The sequence below is a fragment of the Winogradskyella ouciana genome (assembly GCF_965284585.1).
Lineage (GTDB): Bacteria > Bacteroidota > Bacteroidia > Flavobacteriales > Flavobacteriaceae > Winogradskyella > Winogradskyella ouciana.
In genome coordinates this window covers 919,784-939,245 of sequence record NZ_OZ260095.1, presented here as the reverse complement: position 1 = coordinate 939,245, position 19,462 = coordinate 919,784, and the positions used below count along the sequence as shown (strand labels likewise).

Annotated in this window: 13 protein-coding genes; 5 read left to right on the top strand and 8 right to left on the bottom strand. The window is 36.4% G+C overall.

Annotated features, from left to right (window positions below; genetic code table 11):
* Positions 1-10: 10 nt before the first annotated feature.
* Entirely contained in the window at positions 11-814 is an 804-nt protein-coding gene (locus tag ACQ65V_RS04200; RefSeq protein WP_430466996.1) for a THC0290_0291 family protein, read from the bottom strand.
* Positions 815-1,040: 226 nt separating this feature from the next.
* Between ACQ65V_RS04200 and gdhA the strand changes: the two genes are divergently transcribed.
* The 4 genes from gdhA (at position 1,041) to ACQ65V_RS04180 (ending at position 8,073) form a co-directional block, all read left to right on the top strand.
* Positions 1,041-2,384, top strand: coding sequence for an NADP-specific glutamate dehydrogenase (gene gdhA / locus ACQ65V_RS04195; RefSeq protein WP_155088028.1), 1,344 nt, complete (start codon positions 1,041-1,043; stop codon positions 2,382-2,384).
* A gap of 147 nt (positions 2,385-2,531) precedes the next feature.
* Positions 2,532-4,892 (top strand): ABC transporter substrate-binding protein, encoded by a 2,361-nt coding sequence (locus tag ACQ65V_RS04190; RefSeq protein ID WP_430466995.1) that lies wholly within the window; start codon positions 2,532-2,534, stop codon positions 4,890-4,892.
* A 2-nt stretch (positions 4,893-4,894) separates the two neighbouring features.
* A complete protein-coding gene (recO, locus tag ACQ65V_RS04185; RefSeq protein WP_430466994.1) occupies positions 4,895-5,614 on the top strand; it encodes a DNA repair protein RecO in 720 nt (239 codons plus the stop codon).
* A gap of 23 nt (positions 5,615-5,637) precedes the next feature.
* Positions 5,638-8,073 (top strand): TonB-dependent receptor, encoded by a 2,436-nt coding sequence (locus ACQ65V_RS04180; RefSeq protein WP_155088031.1) that lies wholly within the window; start codon positions 5,638-5,640, stop codon positions 8,071-8,073.
* 51 nt (positions 8,074-8,124) lie between these two features.
* On the opposite strand, the gene ACQ65V_RS04175 is transcribed toward ACQ65V_RS04180, so the two are convergent.
* Positions 8,125-13,638 (bottom strand): GEVED domain-containing protein, encoded by a 5,514-nt coding sequence (locus ACQ65V_RS04175; protein WP_430466993.1) that lies wholly within the window; start codon positions 13,636-13,638, stop codon positions 8,125-8,127.
* Positions 13,639-13,707: 69 nt separating this feature from the next.
* Here ACQ65V_RS04175 and ACQ65V_RS04170 point away from each other — a divergent pair, with 69 nt between their 5' ends.
* A complete protein-coding gene (locus ACQ65V_RS04170) occupies positions 13,708-14,214 on the top strand; it encodes a regulatory protein RecX (protein WP_430466992.1) in 507 nt (168 codons plus the stop codon).
* 111 nt (positions 14,215-14,325) lie between these two features.
* On the opposite strand, the gene ACQ65V_RS04165 is transcribed toward ACQ65V_RS04170, so the two are convergent.
* From ACQ65V_RS04165 to ACQ65V_RS04140, 6 genes are all read right to left on the bottom strand, one after another.
* Positions 14,326-14,817 carry a DUF6646 family protein gene (locus ACQ65V_RS04165; protein ID WP_430466991.1) on the bottom strand — a complete coding sequence of 164 codons (492 nt, stop codon included), beginning with the start codon at positions 14,815-14,817 and terminating at the stop codon, positions 14,326-14,328.
* A gap of 75 nt (positions 14,818-14,892) precedes the next feature.
* Positions 14,893-15,753: a cupin-like domain-containing protein gene (locus ACQ65V_RS04160; RefSeq protein WP_430466990.1), complete on the bottom strand. Its 861-nt coding sequence runs from the start codon at positions 15,751-15,753 to the stop codon at positions 14,893-14,895.
* A gap of 66 nt (positions 15,754-15,819) precedes the next feature.
* Positions 15,820-16,914 (bottom strand): biotin synthase BioB, encoded by a 1,095-nt coding sequence (gene bioB / locus ACQ65V_RS04155; protein WP_430466989.1) that lies wholly within the window; start codon positions 16,912-16,914, stop codon positions 15,820-15,822.
* A gap of 106 nt (positions 16,915-17,020) precedes the next feature.
* A complete protein-coding gene (locus ACQ65V_RS04150; RefSeq protein WP_430466988.1) occupies positions 17,021-17,494 on the bottom strand; it encodes a hypothetical protein in 474 nt (157 codons plus the stop codon).
* Positions 17,484-17,879: a hypothetical protein gene (locus tag ACQ65V_RS04145; protein WP_430466987.1), complete on the bottom strand. Its 396-nt coding sequence runs from the start codon at positions 17,877-17,879 to the stop codon at positions 17,484-17,486. The genes ACQ65V_RS04150 and ACQ65V_RS04145 overlap by 11 nt, the downstream gene beginning before the upstream one ends.
* 129 nt (positions 17,880-18,008) lie before the next feature.
* On the bottom strand, positions 18,009-19,439 hold the full coding sequence (locus ACQ65V_RS04140; RefSeq protein ID WP_430466986.1) for a flotillin family protein: 1,431 nt from the start codon (positions 19,437-19,439) through the stop codon (positions 18,009-18,011).
* Positions 19,440-19,462: the final 23 nt, after the last annotated feature.

Genomic DNA, 19,462 nt, shown 5'->3' with positions numbered 1-19,462 from the left:
ATATTATATTCTAGTCTAAATAATAGATATACCCAAAATTGAGCCATAAATTCCAGTCGTTGTTTTTGTTAGAAGGTAATTTATGATTTAGACCATCTATAAAGTCATTAAAATAATATTGCCAACGAAGCTCTAAAAATAAATCTGAAAGTATAGTGAGCTTATAACGGGTTCCTACACTCGCAACAACGGACCAAGTTGATCCAGACTCGTTGCTTACAAATGGGTCACCACCAGAAGCAGCTCCCCAAGGGTTATAAAAATTGCTGTTGTTTAATATATTGCCATCACCATAGGTAGTTTCTACAGATGGGTTGTAAGATACAAAGTGTGCTCCAAGCGCACCAAATGGGGCAAACGAATAAGCACCAGCTGAGAAAGCTCTAATACTTCTAGGAAAATACTCAAGTTGCATACCTATGTCCCAGTTTTGGGCTTCACCAGTATGCTGTCTCAGTCGTTCCGCATCTTGACTTGTTCTAGAGTCATCCACCCATTTTCCAAAGTGGTTTAACGAAGTCTTATTCCAAGAAATTTCACTTCGTATTTTAAAGTGGTCATTCCAATATGTGTCAGTAGAATAACAGTTACAGTCAGCACGATAGGCAAAATTAATGTAGTGAACAATACCTACGGCAATACCAGTATTCCCTGAATTAGTTTCAAAATCTTTTCTAACTCCAAAATCAGATTGGAAAGCAACAGCACCTACAAAAGCACCGATTTCATGAGAGAAGCCCAACTGGGCAGAAGTAGTTTGCACTGAAAAAGCAAGCACAAACAAAAGAAATAGTTTTTTTAAGTGTATTGCCATATAACTCTATCTAAAAATTTGAAGCTCTTATCGAACAAATATATAAAAACTCGACGAACTACAAAATAAAACGGACAAAATGCATTTTTCTTGTTAGGGATAAGAATTTTACTGCAATTCTGAAATATTGAAAAAATAATTGAGAATATAAAAAAAATGAATGGTTATTTTTATAGATAACGTATCTTTATGCCCTTAAAATTACAATTTCTTAACATTTTTTTATATGAAAGATAAAATTGAAGCTTTTTTAGATCTTGTAAAGGAGCGCAACGGTCACGAACCAGAGTTTTTACAAGCAGTTCAAGAGGTAGCAGAAACAGTTATTCCATACATAGCTAAACATGAAATCTATAATGGGAAAAATATTTTACTTAGAATGGTAGAGCCAGAAAGATTGATCTCTTTTAGAGTCAGTTGGGTTGATGATTCTGGTGAAATACAAGTGAACAGAGGCTACAGAGTACAGATGAATTCTGCTATAGGACCTTACAAAGGTGGTTTGCGTTTCCACCCTACAGTAAATGCTAGTATTCTTAAATTCTTGGCGTTTGAACAGGTTTTTAAAAATAGTTTAACGACACTTCCTATGGGTGGAGGAAAAGGAGGCTCTGATTTTGACCCTAAAGGCAAGTCAGATAATGAAATTATGCGTTTCTGTCATGCTTTTATGACGGAGCTATACAGACATATTGGTCATAATACGGATGTACCAGCAGGTGATATAGGTGTAGGAGCGAGAGAGATTGGGTATATGTTTGGAATGTACAAAAAGCTGAATAATACATTTACAGGCGTCTTAACAGGTAAAGGACAATCTTGGGGAGGATCTTTAATTAGACCAGAAGCTACGGGATATGGGAATGTTTACTTCGCTGACAATATGTTAAAAAGGAAAAACGACTCCTTTAAAGGTAAGAAAGTTGTTGTTTCTGGGTCAGGAAATGTTGCACAGTATGCTGCAGAAAAAGCCATTGAGCTCGGTGCAACAGTATTAACACTTTCGGATTCTGGAGGTTATATTGTTGATGAAGAAGGCATAAGTTCAGAAAAACTAAAGTTTGTTATGGACCTTAAAAATGTAAAAAGAGGCCGAATAAGTGAATATGTTGAGAAATATCCAAATGCTAAATATGTTGCAGGCGAAAGACCATGGTCTGTAAAATGCGATATAGCACTTCCTTGTGCTACTCAAAATGAACTGAATGGTGAAGAAGCAAAACAACTCATAGAAAATGGTTGTATGTGTGTATCTGAAGGTGCCAATATGCCTTCTACACCAGAAGCAATACATGAGTTCCAAAAAGCAGGCATTTTATTTGCACCAGGAAAGGCTTCTAACGCAGGTGGTGTAGCGACTTCTGGTCTAGAAATGAGCCAGAATTCCTTACGTTTAAGCTGGTCTAGAAAAGAGGTAGATGAAAGGCTGAAAGATATAATGGAAGATATTCATGATTCTTGTGTAGAATATGGCAAGAATGACGATGGGTCTATAGACTACATAAGAGGCGCTAATATTGCAGGCTTTGTGAAAGTAGCAGATGCTATGCTGGCACAAGGCGTAATTTAATTATTTTTAAATAACACTATTAATACTAGCCTCCATGTTTTATGGAGGCTTTTTTTATGACATTGTATATGATTAACATCATATTATCGTTACTATTAAATATATTTGAGCAAACAATTTATAATGTATAAAAGTGTTTTTAAAATCTTGATTTTAATACTGGGTTTATCTACTAGTATGTATGGTCAGGAATTTTCAACCCTATGGCAAGCGCATTATTCTTATAATGACATAGTTGATGTCGTCAGTGGAGATAGTAAGATTTATGCTGCAGCCCAAAATGCTGTTTTTGAATATGATATATTCTCTGAAGACCTGAAAACAATTACAACGGTTGATGGTTTGTCTGGGGAACAAATTACTACAATACATTATAGTGAAACTTACCAATATTTACTCATAGGATATGAAACAGGTTTAATAGAAGTCTATTCAGAAACTGAGGAATCGGTATTGTCTGTAGTTGATATTTTAGAAAAAGAAAATATAACACCTATTAACAAAACTGTAAATCATTTCTACGAGCACCAAGGTTTGATTTATATTTCTACGGATTATGGAATTTCAGTATATGATTTAGAACGATTAGAGTTTGGGGACACTTATTTCTTAGGAAATGGAGGCTCGCAAATTAGGGTAAATCAGGTTTCTGTTTTAAATGACGAAATTTTTGCTGCCTGTTCTAACAATAATGGCCTTAAAAAAGCAGATCTAAACAATCCTAATCTTATAGATTTTTCTCAATGGCAAATTTTAATAGGAGGTAATTTTGTTACAATTAACACACTTGTAGATAAGGCCTATGCAGTCAGGGATAATAGGGCATTATTTGAAATTGACCAATCAGGTTTCACTCAATTGTTTACATTAGATATACTGCCTAATGATACTGAGGTAAGTAACTCTAATTTAATTATATCAACAATGAATACAGTATATGTTTACGATACAAATATTCAGTTGGTAAATAGTTTTCAGCCAAACGAAGAGTTTGATACAAGTTTTACGTCTGCAACACAAATAGATGATTTCATTTATATCGGTTCGCAAGATTTTGGTGTGTTGAGAAGCTCAATTTCAGATAATACATTTTATACGGAAATAAAGCCGAACGGTCCTTTATTTAATGAAGTGTTCAGAGTAAATGCAGAAACTGAAACAGTTTGGGCAACTTTTGGGGACTATACCGAATCGTTAGATCCTTCTCCGGTCAGGAGAAGAGGGTTTAATTATTACCGGGATGAACTATGGGAAGATGTCCCTTTTGATAGTGTGTTTGGAGCGAAGAATCTTTCTGAGATAGCAATAAATCCATTCAATCCAAATCAGGGCTTTATAAGTTCTTTTCAAGACGGTATTTTAGAGGTTAATGATTTTACGCCTACAATTTTATATAATGAAGATAACAGTGGACTAGAGTCTCTAGTACTTCCTAACGCACCTGATTTTAAGAGCATTAGAGTGTCGGCATCCATTTTTGATAGAAATGGAGTTTTATGGTCACTCACAGCTCGTGCTCCAAACCCCTTAAAATCCTATGACCCTAATACAGGGAGCTGGCAAGGCTATGATTTTTCTGCAATTATAGAAAATGCTTTGTTAGATGAATTTGGCTTTTTTGATATAGCCATAGATAATAATGGTACAAAATGGATAGGAGGATACTCTAATGGTTTATATGCTTATAATGAAAATATAGGTACAGACCCATTAAGAAATATAGTATCCGAAGAACAGAACCTCCCTTTTCCTAGGGTGACGTCATTAGAAATAGACAATAGAAACCAACTTTGGGTAGGTACATTTGCTGGCTTAAGGGTTTTGTTTAATACTTCAGGGTTTTATGATGATCCAAATCCAACCTTAAGCTCTATAATAATTTTAGAAGATGGTATCCCAAAAGAATTACTAGAAGGACAGTCCATAACTGATATTGAAGCTGATGGCTCTAACAATAAATGGGTTGGCACCGTAGATTCAGGTGTTTTTTATTTTTCACCTGATGGGCAAAATACCATTTACCATTTTACAAAAGATAATTCTCCATTGCCTTCAGACCGTATTAATGATATCTCCATAGACCCAAATAATGGAATAGTCTATATAGCAACTACCAAGGGCATGCTGTCCTTTAGAGCAGGTGGCTCAAAACCAGAAGAGACTTTAGAAAATGCATTTGTTTATCCAAATCCGGTAAGACCAGAATACAATATATTGGGATTTAATGATTTAAATGATGTAAACAAGGGTATAAAGGTCAGCGGACTTACCGAAAGTGTAAATATTAAAATCACAGATATAGAAGGTAATTTAGTTGCCGAGGCACAGTCCAATATCAACTTAAGATCTTCTAGTGCCAATTATAACTTTGCTATAGATGGTGGTACTGCGATATGGAACGGTAAAAACCTCGCTAATGCTGTAGTAAGAAGTGGTGTTTATTTGGTAATGATTTCAGATTTAGACTCCTTTGAAACCAAAGTTCTCAAAGTTCTCATAGTTAGATAACCATGCTTACCAAAAACAACAGCATTGTACTTTCAAAATTAAAATACAAAGACTACGACCTTATCGTTAAATGCTATACCCAACAACGCGGAATAGTAAGTTATATATTAAGAGGGATTTTAAAATCTAAAAAAGGCCAAGCAAAGACCGTTTATTTTCAAGCATTATCTCAGTTGCAGATAGAAGAAAACTTTAAGCCAAATCAATCGCTCCACACCATTAAAGAAGTGAAGTTGGGCTATATTTATAAAAGCCTTCACACTAACATTTATAAAAGCGCTATAGTTTTATTTTTATCCGAAATTCTTTCTAATGTATTAAGGGAAGAAGAAAGGAATGAGGCACTCTATGACTATTTAGAAACTGCGTTGCAATATCTAGATAATGAAGAGCAGTATGCCAATTTCCATCTTTTATTTTTATTAAAGCTAACACGCTATTTAGGATTTCAGCCCGAAAACCTAAATAAAAATCACGCTTATTTTAATCTGCAGTCTGGAATATTTGAAACTTTCGATGATGGAATTTACTCCATTTCTGGGAAAAATTTAACACTGCTGAAACAGTTGTTGGGCATAAATTTTGATGCGTTACATACTATCAAAATTAGTGCAAAACAAAGACAAGAGTTTTTAAATATGTTATTGCATTATTTTGAATTACATTTGGACGGTTTTAAAAAACCTAAATCATTACAGGTGCTTAATGAGGTATTTCATTAAGCAATTTTTACGAAAAGATTTTAATGAAGATGCGCATAAAAGTAAAATGCAATACCATACTTAGTGTTATTTTATTTCTTTTTTTACAAGTATCGTTTTCCCAAACAATTACTGTTTTAGAAGAAGGTAGTAACGAGCCTATTCCTGGAGTTGCCTTATACAATTTAAAGAAAACAAAATATGTGGTTACAGACATTGACGGTAAGGCCAAATTAGATAGTTTCAACGCGCGAGAAATCATTTATTTTCAAAATCTACTATACGAGAAACTTCAGTTAAGAAAGATTGAGATTTCAGACAATAACAACATCATTTATTTAACTCCCAAAGTTGAAAGCTTAAACCAGATTGTGATTTCGGTCTCTAAGTTTGAACAAAGTAAACGAGACATTCCACAATCCATAGTAAGTATAAGTGCAAAGGAAATAGCCTTGGCAAACCCACAGACCAGTGCAGATTTGTTAGAAAACACTGGAAATGTTTATGTTCAAAAGAGTCAAATGGGTGGTGGGAGCCCTATGATACGAGGTTTTTCTACTAATAGATTACTTATTACAGTAGATGGTGTTAGAATGAATAACGCCATATTTAGAGGTGGTAATCTTCAGAATGTAATTTCCATAGATCCATTATCCATTCAGAATACCGAAGTAACATTGGGAGCTGGTTCCGTGGTTTATGGTAGTGACGCTATAGGAGGCGTCATGAGTTTTTACACAAAAAAGCCTCAGTTGTCATACAAAGATGAACTGTTGGTAAGCGGAAGTGCCTTAGCGAGATATGCTAGTGCCAATTTTGAAAAAACCGGACATTTTGATTTAAATCTCGGGTATAAAAAATGGGCATTTTTAACCAATGTAAGTTACACGGATTATGATGATTTAAGAATGGGAAGCAATGGCCCGACAGATTATTTAAGACCAGAGTATATCATTCGGCAAAATGGTGAAGATGTTATCGTTCCTAATGATAATCCTAAGGTTCAAAAACCAACAGCGTATAGTCAGATTAACTTAATGCAAAGAGCGCGCTACGAACCATCCGATAATCTTAAGTTCGATTTAGGATTGTATTACACCACCACATCAGATTATCCAAGATACGACAGATTGATACGACCACGAGGGGAATCGTTACGTTCTTCCGAATGGGAATATGGGCCACAGCGATGGTTTATGAGTAATTTTCAGGTGACCAAAACCAGTAGTAGCTCCAACTTGTATGATAAGATACAGGCTACGGCAGCATATCAAAATTTTAAGGAGAGTAGAAAGGATAGGGATTTTCAATCCTATATAAGACAAGTAAGAGAGGAAAATGTGGATGCACTTTCCTTTAATTTAGATTTAGAAAAAAAGGTAAGCCCTAAGACCACCATTTTTTATGGACTCGAGTATTTACACAATCGAATTGGCTCTAGTGCGCAAGAGGAGAATATTGATACCAATATGAGTTCTCCCAATGTAACCCGTTATCCAGATGGTGCTACTTGGCAATCTCTTGCAGGTTATGCGAGTTTAAAATACAAACCTAACTCTAAATTTGTGTTTCAATCTGGGTTAAGATATAATCAGGTATTAGCAAGTGCCGATTTTACCGAGAACAACGCTTTTTTAAACCTTCCGTTTGATGATGCTGAGGTCAATACAGGTGCACTGACAGGTACAGCTGGTATTACATGGTTACCTAGTGATATGATACAATGGAAGCTAAATGCCTCAACCGCCTTTAGAGCGCCAAACATAGACGATATAGGAAAAGTTTTTGATTCTGAACCCGGTTCAGTCGTAGTGCCTAATAGAGACCTAAAAGCAGAGTATGCCTATGGAGGAGAATTGGGACTGAAACTGAATTTTGATAAAAAAGTCATTATAGACTTAGCCACATATTACACGTTTTTGGATAATGCTTTAATCCGAAGGGATTTTGAGCTCAATGGAGAAACAGAAATTATGTACGATGGTGAACTGAGCACTGTGCAAGCCATACAGAATGCATCTAAGGCATGGATTTATGGGTTTGAAGCAGGAGTAGAGGTTAACTTTTCTGGTCGCTTAAAGATGCGTTCACAGTATAATGTTATAGGAGGAACCGAAGATAATGACGGAGTGGAAGTGCCAGTAAGACACGTAGCCCCCAATTTTGGCAGAACCCATTTTATTTGGAAAAACGATAAGCTACTTTTTGATGCCTTTTTGGTTTATAATAACGAGCTATCATTTAATCAATTAGCGCCTTCAGAAATATCTAAAGATTATTTATATGCTAAAGATTCAGACGGAAATCCATATGCACCGTCTTGGCACACCTTAAACTTTAGAACACAGTACACTTATAATGAAAAATTAAGCCTTACAGCAAGTTTAGAAAACATCACAGATCAACGCTATAGAACTTATTCTTCTGGTATAGCTGCAGCTGGTAGAAATTTGATTTTGGCTTTAAAATACAGCTTCTAATTCAAAAAAAAGCCTCAACTAAGAGGCTTTTGAATTGTATGTTTATTTAATCTATTTGCGTTTTATGGCTTTTTTGCTAATAACTTGTCCATTGGATAAAGTCACTTTTGCTATATAAGCTGCATTGCTGAGTCTAGATAAATCATAAACTTCAACAGAACTGTTTCCTTTTAGATTATAGACCTGTCTTCCTAAAATATCTAATATTTCAACTGTGGTTATGGTTAGGTTTTTACCTATACTAAATCTTACATCACCATTGGATTGCTCAACAATGGATAGGTCGTTATCATCTAATTGATTGTCGTCAATGGATAAAGCATCGGCTCTAAATACAATCTCAAAACGTTCGTTGAATTCCCCTTTTTCTGAAGTGAAACTATAATCAGAATCTTTAAGGTTATGAATTGAATTTAAGAGATGGTCAATGACATAAATATCATTTTCGTGCATAAAGGCACCCTCAAATTGACGAATAGAAATCGTATAGATCGTAGGTTCATCAATAACAGTACTAAAACCTACAGGAATCACTTCGTCCGTAGTTAAGCTAATAGGGTCTTTACCTTGTATGGCAAATTTCTTATCAGTAGAATCGCCAATCAGAGAATAGATACCAGAATAAAGCTCAGAAGACAGATTTTTATGTGCATCATAATAAGCACCATCATAATTATCTGTTGCGCCATCAACATAGGCCACTAAGATTTGGTTAAACACACCATTGTCTGAAGTTAAGTCTAACCAAAGTTTATTAGGTTCATCTACGATAGAGTTTCTAAAGAACTGATTATTGTTTCCTGTAACACGCATGCTATTATTAAAAATAACATCTGTTGTTCTTATATTTTCACTGTGTATAGTAGATGTAGCACCATCGTCCATAGAGATAAAGAATCCTTGTCCAGAAGGGATATATCGATTTGGTGTAATACCATCACCACCAGCCGTTTGTCCAGAACCGTTTATTATTGCATAATCACTCTGCGAATAGTTTAAATTCTCGTTACCATTGGTATTTGCATCTGCAAGCGTATTATGTGACCAGAAAAAGATGGCACCATTAGTAGCACCGACTGTCTGATCAATACTAGCATTTACTGCTAAGAATAAATCTGCATCTACAGCCGAAGGATATGGGTTACCAATAAAATTCCAATTATTATCATTTAATTCTGCATCATTTCTGTAAATAGGTATATTGTAAACTCCATTATTAAAAGGACCTTCAAACACATAAATGTATTGGCCTGGATTTATAAAAATTGCTGGGTTATGGGTGGCCGCATACCCAACGCCTGGTGTCATTACTGTCGCTCCAGTAACGTTTTGCCAGTCGTCCGCATTATCATCGATATCATCTTGTCCCGGAGTAGTAGAATCATTGTTATTATTAGTCTCTTGAGTAGAATCTCTAAAGTTCTCACCACTAAATAAATATATTCTATTAGGATCAGCTTCTAACAAACCGTCACCGATAATCTCCCCAACTACAGGTGGGCTCCAATAGGTGTATTCTCGGTAGCTAGCAAGAGGCGCTGTTTCTTTTTCTACGGAAATTTTACTCTTATCTGTTAAGACATCTCCATCAACTACAGCGGTATCATTAACCTGTACAAAAGAGCCATCTGTCATAACAACAATATTACCATTTACCGTTAAATCATTTTCCACCAATACATAGGTGTTATTAGCAATGATTAATTCATTATCTGTGTTCACTATACATTCACAAGCTTCAAAACTAGTCTCACCATTTGTCCCAACACTAGTATCATAGTCATCATCTATTACAACTATTTTGTTCAGTGCAGGAGCTGAAGACCAAGACCCATTCCAAGTTGCAGTTATGATATTTAGCTTTACGGCATTGCTTGCCTGATAGCATGTTGTCGTATTTTCCCTAACCTGGCAATAGAACTGATAATCACCGTAGCCTAATGGATTTACGATATCCAATGTAGCAGTTGTAACATTATTAAAATCTGCATTATCTGGTACTACCATAAAAGTTGAAGTGTTAGGCACCAAGTAATACCATTGGTAGGCTAATGGTAATCCGCCAGACACTCCTTCAGTTCCTGTTACTGAAAGTGAAATTGCACTTGTACAATTAAAGGTTGGTGCGGTTAAAACCGAAACAGTAGGTGGTACACCAAGCGAAAAGTCATATAAACCAAAATTGCTATAGTCTGAATCTCCACAAGAGGTCCAATCAATTTCATCCCATTCCGTAATATCAAATGTTGTAGAAGGTAAATTAGCAGCCGTATTTTGACGTCTGTAATTAACACCATCATCGCCAATACCTAAACCATTTGCCCAAGTATCACTACCTAGAACACCAAAAACATCAATTGAAGTGGTAGTAGTGCTATTATATAATTCTAGAGCATCAGAACTGTTATTGTTAAAGTTAATACCACTAGCAGCATTAAAGGCTTGATCTGGCAAACCTCCTGCTAAGCCATTACCAGTTAAATCACAAGTCGTAGTACCAATGCTTATTACATGAACTCCACCTGGTGCTAGTGTGCCAATTAGGTTGGCTGTTGTAGATGGTGATGCGCTTCCGTTGTTAAAAACTCTTATACTGTAATCACTTAAGTCAATACTAGAGGCAGTTCCATTAAATATTTCTATAAATGAAGAACTTCCACTTGTGGCATCTGAAATTTCACTGATAAATAAATCGGTTGGTACAGTTGATGACGATGCGGTTTCACACCCACTTATGGCATCATCTATAATAGTGAATGCATTGGTAGAGGAACAACCTATAGAAAACAGCACTGAAATATTGCCAGAAGTAGCTCCTGTTGGAACTAATACCACCAGCTCTGTTGCAGTAGTGGATACCGTTGTCATTGCCACTCCGTTTATCGTTGCAGTTGCTCCTGTCAAATCCGTAGCTGAAGTAATTGTCACTTCAGTATTTTCTGGGCCTTCGGTTGGCCAAATGGTACTTGTTATAGTTGAGACACATTGTCCTGTACCCTCAATTTGAAAAGTATACGGATTTTCGTCACTATCAGAATTTGTGATACTTACTGTTGCTGTTCTTGTGCCATCTGCGGTAGGTGAAAATTCTATCCTAAACTCTGAAGTAGCAGTTGAAGCCAGTGATGAACTTGGTTGTAGAGTTACATTAAAATCACTAGGATGCGCACCTGTTAACTCTACTCTTGGTGCGCCTGTAAGATTTAATGTCGCTAAACCAATGTTCTCTACAAAATAACTTTTTGGGGCAGTTGTTGCTCCTATATTCGTCGTTGCAAATAATGTATTATTAAGTCCGTTAGGAGCATTAAAACCATTTGCGATTGTAATATTATTACCTTTAATATTGATTTCTGCGTTGGCAGGTCGTACAATATTTATGGTATAGTCTTCTACTTCACCATCAAATCCAGTTTGACATGGCGTAGAAGTTGTATTAAATCTTGTGGACACACGCATTCTTGTCGCAGCAACCACAGCATTACCAGGTATTTCAATAGCTAAGGGACTTTGGTCAGTAGTACCATCTGCTACATTATCAGCCGTACCCAATTCATAATCTTCATTGGAATCTGAGAAATCACCATCATTATTCCAATCTATCCATACCCTTGTGTGCGTCGTGAAATTACCATCAGTGTTTACTCTAACCTCTAAGTTATAACTTTCACCTAAAGTAACAGTTGTTGATATCGCGGTAAAATCTGAATACGCAACATTTGTTGCCGTGCCTGTATTATTTATAGTATTAAATATGACTCCAGTTGTACCAGTATCAAAAGAAGTATTTCCACTAGAATTACAATACGTTAAGGAAGGTACAGCACAAACTTCAACGCCTTCAGACCATGTGGTGCCTCTTCTAATAAAAACTTTTAAACAATAATTAGTGCCATTTGTAAACCCTGTTACGGATTTACTCGTGACGCTAGAAGTTGTTTCATAAACTAACTGATTTGGTGTTGCATACACATCATTATCATTACCAGAATATGCAGACCCATCACCAGAAGGTGTAAACGTAACAGTGCCTTGATTAGCAACTATTATGAGTTGATCCCAACATGAGGAAGGTGTTGGGTTGTTCCAGTTTAAGTTAATTTGATTTGTCAATGGTGTAGCTACTAAATTTCTAACATCAGCTTGTGCTAATCCATTGACCACTCTACTACCTCCAGACGTACCGTTAGACCATCCAGTTAATGCTTCACCAACATAGGCAAATACTGTAATTGAATAATTATTATCTTCCGTTAGGTTGGTTACAGTTGCTGAAGTGCCATTACCTTTATATACAACTTTTCCCAAAGTTGCGCTTACTGTTGTTGCTGTTGTAAAGTTAGCATCCGCAGTATATGTATTAGCATCAGAAAGCGCGCCAGCAGGTGCTGTACCTCCATCTATCATAAAGACAACATAACCTGTAGGTGTGGCACCAGTTGCAGGAGCGTTCCAATCTATGTTTACGGAAGTATCTTCAAAACAGCCTCTAGTACTTGTAACATTATTAGGACTAGGATTAGTAACTGTTAAACTTGCACTATTAGATGTTGTGTTACCACATGCATTGGTCAAAATACAACGGTATAAATTACCATCCATTGAAGCATCCGTTGCACCTGTAGTAAATGAAGTAGCGTTTGCTCCTCCAATTGGTGTCCATGTAGAACCTCCATTTGTGGATACTTCCCATTGATAGGATGATGCATCACTTGAAGCTACAGAAAATGTAGCCGTATCTGGTATTTGCTCGATTTGGTTAGCTGGTTGTGTTGTTATGGTTGGGTTAGAAATCCCAGTTCCATCCAAATCTATTGTAGAGCCACTTGCATTTGTACTCGTCACCGTTATCGTTGCATTTTGTGCTCCTATTGCTGTTGGTGTAAAAGTAACATCAAAGGTAGCAGTACCAGATGGTATTATTGCTTGTGGTGTCCAATTGCTAATGACAAATTGAGCATCATCTGAGCTTACATCAACATTTAAGGCTATAGCAGCACTATTGTTGGTTATGGTATAAGTTACTGGCGATGCTGCTGCAGATAAACAACTAGAACCATGATCTGTTGGTGTTCCTGATATAACAAGATCTGAGGCAACAGCAGATGTCCAACTTAAATTGTCGATTACAGTTCGATTACCACTATTTCTTAGCTCTACATCTACATTCCCACTTACATTTACGGGTATAGATGCTGTGCTCGAAGCTGTTGATGATACCGTTATATTTCCTCCGTACTGTACGCCATTTACAAATAGTTGGAGAGTAGAGTTGCCAGAAAAAACTCTTCTGTAGTCAAATGTCACAGTTCCACATCCATTAGAAACTGAAGTGTCATTAGTGAGAGAACCAGTTCTTAACGTTATAGCATTACCAGTTATATCTTGATCTGTCCTTGCATCAGTCGCAGTCCAATCAAAACCGTCATCACCCGTCCAATTTCTTGTCAAGTAAGAGGTGGAACTGTTAGTTGGAATATTTGTAAAAGATTCTGATGCTTGCCCATAACCAGACACAACAAAGCATAGAAAAGCCAAGAAGATAAGGGAGTATTTCTTTTTCATAGGGATCAATTAACTATTAACCTACCACAAAGATATAATATATCATTGTAGCTCAGGACTTTGTAAGATATGAAATTATTAACAAAAAGTTATATTTTCGTAACTGTGAATCTACAAAAAACCTATACCGTCGATGAAGCGCAAAAAAAGATAGAGCATTATTGCGCCTACCAAGAGCGTTGCCACAAGGAAGTGAGGAATAAATTAAAGGAAATGCGTATGATTCCTGAGGCTGTTGATAATATTATGGTTCACCTTATACAAAACAACTATCTCAACGAGGAACGCTTTGCCAAAGCCTTTGTAAGAGGGAAGTTCAGAATTAAAAAATGGGGAAAAAATCGATTAGTAAGGGAGTTAAAGTTCAGGGATGTTTCTAAATATAGTATTGATGCAGCGCTGAAGGAAATTGATGCTGATGCCTACCATAAAACCCTTGATGAGTTGACCAAAAAAAGAATCGATCAGGTAAAGGAAAAAAACAGCTATAAGAAAAAGCGTAAAGTAGCTGATTATCTACTATACAGAGGCTGGGAGAGTCATTTGGTTTATGAAAAACTTAATGAATATTTATAAAAAAGCCTTTTTTTGAATGAAATCAATGAATGTCAGGTTGAGTGCAGTCGAAACCAATTTTAGGTTAGAACTTTTAAGACCCTTCGACTGCGCTCAAGGTGACATAAGTGGTTACAAATTAAAACTTGCACCAATATTTATAGTAAACTGATTATAGAGATAATAGCCTACATCAGTTTTATCATCACTGTATTTTGCTAATGGGAATGCAGCTTCTGTATAAATACCAAAGCCTTCAGAAAAGAAATAACGTGCACCTACATGGCCACCAAAATTCTTTAAACTTAAGCTCAAACCAGGATAGAAATCAAAGTTGTCGTCAATTTTTAAGACATTACCCAAGTTGGCATTAAAACGACCTTTTAGGTCAAAGCGATCACCAAAATCGGCATCCAATCTATCATCTATGCCCAAAGCATAAGAAGAAGAAATACCTACAGAGATGTTATCACCCAAACCATAATCAAAAGTAATGTTGATACCAGTGGCTTCATCCTGAAAGTTGGCACCAACCTGAAATTTTTGATCACCCTTACCTTCAAACGCTTGCGAATTTCCAAAACCAAAAGCCATTAAAGCTGCTAATAAAACAATTTTTTTCATGTTCAAAATTTTATAAAATGTGGGCAAATATACAAATTTAGATGGCTGCTTATACAGCAATAAGAAAAAGACAAACTAAACGAAAGGCTCTGTATTGGTAATTGCTTTTTCGTTTTTCCAATCAATCCATTTTTGACCTCGCAGGCGACGCATTACATTGTCATAGTTGCGCATCAAAAGAACATTATAAAGTGCTTTCCCGAGATTTTTAGGATTTCTGGCAATAGCACGCAAGCTCATTGAAAAACCTGGTGTTATATATCGCATGTAATGCCAGTAACCTTCTGGCATATAGAGCACTTCTCCATGATTTAAATCGCAAACCCAACCCTTGGCATGTTTAAGTGCAGGCCATTTTTCAAAATCTGGATTATTAAAGTCTATATCTTCTCTAGTAATCAACGAATGCGGTACTTTGTAGAGGTACTTATTCTGTTTTTGGTCAAAAAGGATGCATTGTTTTTTGCCTTCAAAATGAAAATGAAAAATATTGGCCAAGTCAATATCGTAGTGCATAAAGGTGTACGAATCCTTTCCGCCAAAAAAGAGCATTGGTAACCCCTTCATGAGTCGAAGTCCAAAATCGGGATAACTAAAATCCTTTTGAAGCTGAGGAACTTCTTTTAAAACGTTCCAAAGAAAAATCCTGAATTTGGTAGGTTCGCGTTTCAACAAATCCACGTATTCTCCCATTTTCATGGTGGCATGTGGTTCGTTAAACCCATCTTTATAATCTACTGGTCTATCGTCGTAAAGAGGCACTGTTTTATCACCTGCCACTTCTTTCATGTAGTCTAGGCTCCATTTGGTGTAGGCTGGCCAATCTTCAATAAAGCGCTCTATAACCACAGGTTTTTGTGGTTTAAAGTAATGCTTTAAGAAATCTGCTTTCGTGATGGTTTCAACACGAGGTATGTCTTGAAGATTTAATTGCAACAGTGAAAACTTTAGTGCGCCAAAGTTAGTAAAACGTTATCAAAGTTTAGATATTGTTAAGCCGAATTACTTTAAAGCTCTGGCTTTTTGCTTAGCTTCTTCGTTACGTTCAATTTTATGGTCTGGTCGCGACCATTTTGGTTTTTCACCTAAAGCTTGATATTTTGAGTCTGATGCTTCAACAGTCTCAGGCTGCATTTTTTTGATAAATGGCTTCTGAGGGTTTAAACCAAGTTGTTTAAACATTTCCATATCCTCGTTAACATCAGGATTTGGAGTGGTCAATAATTTGTCACCAGCAAAAATAGAATTTGCTCCTGCAAAGAAACACATGGCCTGACCTTCGCGAGTCATCTGTGTTCGTCCTGCAGATAAACGCACTTGGGTTTCTGGTAATACTATACGTGTAGTAGCTACCATACGCACCATATCCCAAATGGAAATAGGTTCTTGTTCTTCTAAAGGAGTTCCGTCAACGGCAACCAAAGCATTGATAGGTACGGATTCTGGTTGAGGGTTTAAAGTGGTTAGTGCCACTAACATTCCGGCTCTATCTTCCTCTTTTTCTCCCATACCAATAATACCACCAGAACATACGGTAACATTGGTTTTACGCACATTGTCGATGGTTTCTAATCGGTCTTCAAAACCACGGGTAGAAATCACTTCTTTATAATATTCTTCTGAAGAATCTAAATTATGATTGTAAGCATATAAACCAGCTTCCGCTAAACGTTGTGCTTGATTTTCAGTAACCATACCCAAGGTACAGCAAACTTCCATATCTAGCTTGTTGATGGTACGTACCATTTCCAAGACTTGGTCGAATTCTGGTCCATCCTTTACATTTCTCCAAGCGGCTCCCATACATACACGCGAACTTCCTGAAGATTTGGCGCGCAAAGCTTGTGCTTTTACTTGCTGAACGGTCATTAAATCGTTGCCTTCAATATTGGTATGATAACGCGCTGCTTGTGGGCAGTAACCACAATCTTCTGGGCAACCACCAGTTTTTATAGATAATAATGTTGACACCTGAACCGTGTTTGGGTCGTGGTGTTTTCTGTGTATCGTTGCTGCTTCGTAAAGCAGTTCCATTAAAGGTTTGTTGTATATATCTAGAATTTCTTCTTTGGTCCAGTTGTGTCTTACTTCGCTCATATGGGTTAATGTCTTAGTGAAACAAAAATAGTGAACTCATTTAATCTTTTTGAGTTTAAGTGAAAATTTGAATTTTTTAACAGATTGAAAAAGACTATGTGAGTTCTTATAACCATTTAGATTCTCGTTCTGTTGCGTCTAAAATATCGATATTTAGAATGGTTGCAATTTGCTTTGCTTTTTCAAAGGCGTCTTTTTCACTTTGCGTGTTGTAAGCTTCTATTTTCTGATTGGTGTTATAGAATAAATTGAGTTTTATGACTTCGTTATTAACGTTAGCTTCAGCACTCAATGCTCTAACAGTAGTGGTTTCTGATGTTTTAAAAACAGAGACATAATCTATATTAGGGAGTTCTTGCCACTTACCAAAAGCTAGACTGAAAAACGAAACAGTTTTTCTGTATTTTCTATTCTCCAAGTCAATCTCTATGCCAGTAGTATGGACAAAGAAAAATGACAAACCACATATAACAAAACCAAAAATATGTGGAAGCCATGATATCCCAAGAATGAAGAAAGCAGCACCAAAAATGAACTTCATAATTGGTATTGGTCTTTTATAAGTTATTTTATTTTTCATTTTTATTAGGAGTAAACGGGTTTGAGTCTACTTTTTTCATTGTGCTATAATCGTCATTATCACCATCAACAACTTTTATATACAAAGTGTCTTTGGTTTTATTGAGATTGTATTTGTAACTTATTTCCTGCTTAATAATTGAGTCTGATAAGTTAACATTGAACAAATGAATTTTATTTTCATCCAAAGTCCATTCCGAGATAGTATGAAAATCGCCATTAAAAGCATCTAAAACTAAAGAATCTTGATAAAAAGTTATTGCAATTTTATCGTGATGAGTCTCGAAAGACTCCCATATTCCAAGCAAATCCTTTTTTTCATCACTTTTACATGCAAATAACATGATTGACAATATCAGCGATATCAATAATTTTATTGGTTTCATTAATTATTGTTTGGGGATTTCATACTATATACACCCCTAAAGTCCCCTCAAGGGGACAATAGTTTTAATGTTACTTTTGAGGACTGTCCCCTTGAGGGGACTTGAGGGGTGTTTTTATGTAAGAACAGTCTATTTCTCTTCAGACTTATCAATCTCAGCATCATCAGCGTCAATCTCTTTTTTGTCTTTACCTTTTAAATACTCTGGTAAATCCATACCAGCCATATTAAACATTTCCTGCAAAGGTGGCACGGACTTATACATGCCTGAGATAAAGTTAGAGGTCGAAGACTTTCCGTCTTTACCACCACCATTTTCCCAAACAGTGACTTTATCTATCTTAATGTTCTTAATAGCTTCAGCTTGCGTTTTTACCAATTCAGGTAACTTATCAGCAATCAATAATAATACAGCATCCTTGGAATTGTTGCCAGCAGCTTTTACGATTTCATCCAAACCAGCAGCTTGCTTTGTTAAGACTTCGTATAAACCTTTCGCTTCCGCTTGTGCTTTGAACAATATCGCATCAGCTTCACCTTTTGCACGTCTTCTTATACGCTCCGCTTCAGCTTCTGCATCTATTTCAACTTTACGTTTGTCAATTTCGGCAGGAACGATAACATCTGCTAACTGCGATGAACGCTCACGTTCAGCTCTTGCAGTTTCAGCGAGTTGCTCAGCAGCATAAGACTCTTCCAATGCTTTTGCAGCTTGTACTTTCTCAGATGCAATGGCCACACGCTCAGCTTCAGCTTCTCGCTGACGACGTAAGGAATCGGAATTTGCTACAGAAATCTTCGCTGTATTTTCACCTTCAACAGCTTGTGCGTTTGCTGCAGCGACTTGAGAACGTTCGTCTTGTTTTGCATTAGCTTCGCCAATAGAACCATCTCTGGTTTTTTCTGCAACAGACTTACGTGCTGCGTTAATTGCATGTGCAGCAGCTTCTTTACCAAGTGCTTCAATATAACCAGATTCGTCAACGATATCCGTGATGTTTACGTTGATAAGTTTCAGTCCAACTTTCTTTAATTCTGTTTCAACAGATTGTGAAATATTGGTTAAGAATTTATCTCTATCGTTATTGATTTCCTCAATATCCATCGAAGCAACTACCAAACGCAATTGACCAAAAATAATCTCTTTTGCCAGTTCTTGAATATCCTGTAAACCTAAGCCTAATAAACGCTCAGCAGCATTTTGCATTACACCTGGTTCAGTAGATACACCAATGGTAAAACGTGATGGTACATTAACACGAATGTTTTGTTTTGAAAGGGCATTGACCAGATTCACCTCAATTGAAATTGGTGTGAGATCCAAAAATTCATAATCTTGGATTACAGGCATAATAAACGCAGCACCACCATGAATACATTTGGCCGATTGTCCGCCACCAACTTTACCATAGACCACTAAAATTCGGTCTGAAGGACAGCGTTTGTAGCGCTTTATTAAAATGATTAATGTCAGTACGATGAATAAGGCTACAAAAATCAGTAGCATTGGCCCACCAAAGCCATCTAAATTCACATTTTCTTGAATGAGTAAGTTGATCATAGGACTTATGTTTTTAAAGGTTA

Bases quoted from the DNA above. Each gene is read 5' to 3' on its own strand.
- ACQ65V_RS04165 (WP_430466991.1), bottom strand. From the start codon at position 14,817: ATGAAAAAAATTGTTTTATTAGCAGCTTTAATGGCTTTTGGTTTTGGA.
- bioB (WP_430466989.1), bottom strand. From the start codon at position 16,914: ATGAGCGAAGTAAGACACAACTGGACCAAAGAAGAAATTCTAGATATA.
- ACQ65V_RS04175 (WP_430466993.1), bottom strand. From the start codon at position 13,638: ATGAAAAAGAAATACTCCCTTATCTTCTTGGCTTTTCTATGCTTTGTT.
- ACQ65V_RS04140 (WP_430466986.1), bottom strand. From the start codon at position 19,439: ATGATCAACTTACTCATTCAAGAAAATGTGAATTTAGATGGCTTTGGT.
- ACQ65V_RS04170 (WP_430466992.1), top strand. From the start codon at position 13,708: ATGAAATTATTAACAAAAAGTTATATTTTCGTAACTGTGAATCTACAA.
- gdhA (WP_155088028.1), top strand. From the start codon at position 1,041: ATGAAAGATAAAATTGAAGCTTTTTTAGATCTTGTAAAGGAGCGCAAC.
- ACQ65V_RS04145 (WP_430466987.1), bottom strand. From the start codon at position 17,879: ATGAAACCAATAAAATTATTGATATCGCTGATATTGTCAATCATGTTA.
- ACQ65V_RS04180 (WP_155088031.1), top strand. From the start codon at position 5,638: ATGAAGATGCGCATAAAAGTAAAATGCAATACCATACTTAGTGTTATT.
- recO (WP_430466994.1), top strand. From the start codon at position 4,895: ATGCTTACCAAAAACAACAGCATTGTACTTTCAAAATTAAAATACAAA.
- ACQ65V_RS04200 (WP_430466996.1), bottom strand. From the start codon at position 814: ATGGCAATACACTTAAAAAAACTATTTCTTTTGTTTGTGCTTGCTTTT.
- ACQ65V_RS04150 (WP_430466988.1), bottom strand. From the start codon at position 17,494: ATGAAAAATAAAATAACTTATAAAAGACCAATACCAATTATGAAGTTC.